The 1,178-nt window shown below is 43.1% G+C and carries 1 protein-coding gene; it reads right to left on the bottom strand.

The genetic code is table 11. The features are described from left to right. Window positions 1-881: 881 nt before the first annotated feature. Window positions 882-1,178, bottom strand: a 297-nt coding sequence (locus tag ACTIE6_RS09775) for a nitrilase-related carbon-nitrogen hydrolase (RefSeq protein WP_439556460.1), incomplete at its 5' end; no start/stop codon positions are given.

Below are 1,178 nucleotides of genomic sequence, written 5' to 3'. Positions count from 1 at the left end.
CAAGACCATCTTCGGCCGCCGTTATCTTTCCACTGACTTGCCTGACCTGGGCGAAAGCAAGCGGAGAGCAAAGGCATACCCATAATAATAAGAGCAGAGCTTTACGCATAGGAGTGTTAGGTTAAATGGTGAGTTGGTGTTCAGCAAGAGAAAAAAGTTATGGCTGTGTGGTGTCCACACTGCCGTGCGCCGCACACACTTTCGCGTGGACAGAACAACACAGCCATAAGCTTGCAACACTGCTTTTCCGGAAAGCAATACCCTCTTTAATCGAGGACAGGCAGGAAAGAATGCGAGGAAAAAAGCATAATGCTGGTCCTGGCAGGGTGCCTGTCCACGTTGTCCTGGGAAAATAAGTATTAAAAAAATTATATTATGTTGGTTGTGAACATCCCTGAAAAGATTACAGATAATCCCTTCGGTTTGTAATATGTTCTTCTCTCAACAATCAGACATATTCATGTGCGGCTCGAATATGCCCTCGGCTTAGAAGTTCAGTCATTCGTTTAACGACTTCTCAAATATACTGACAATGTGAAAAGATGCAAGAGATTAAATTAAAAATATGGAGTTTTTTGCAATAAAAATTGGTCATTTAAAATGCTTATAAAATGTTATTGTAATTATCTGGTAAAAAATTTCAATAAACCTACTTTTGACTAAATACTAGTAAGTTGGTAGGGTATAAGTGTATATATCTTATCGTAACGAGCTATTATATAGACGTTTATAGATCAAGAGTTAAGCTTTTTCCGGTAACGCGCGGTTACTTCGAATTAGAAAGGCACTTAGCTGGTTCCGGCAGACTGGAACAAAAAAATGAGGCTCCGGGAAGAAGCCTCATTTTGGGTGAACTCAGAATAATTATATTTAACTATAAATTATGCTTCAATGTACCGTTTGAGAATGGGCCGGTAAGAGTCAATCCTGCGGTCGCGCAGAAACGGCCAGGTCGTGCGGTAATGATCGAGTTTTTGGAGATCAAGTTCCTGTACGTGGGTGACTTCCTCTTCGTGCGGCGCAAGGTATATCAATCTTCCATGCGGATTCGCAATGAATGAACCTCCCCAGAACTGCTGGTCTGCCTCCCGGCCGACACGGTTCACCGACACGACATAAACGCCATTTGCAACCGCATGTCCGCGCTGGATAGTCTGCCAGGCTCCGTACTGTTCCTC

Origin of the sequence: Dyadobacter sp. (genome assembly GCF_051859145.1) — a bacterium.
Classification (GTDB): domain Bacteria; phylum Bacteroidota; class Bacteroidia; order Cytophagales; family Spirosomataceae; genus Dyadobacter.
The sequence above is the reverse complement of the archived record's forward strand: the minus strand, read 5'-3'. Positions and strand labels throughout refer to the sequence as shown.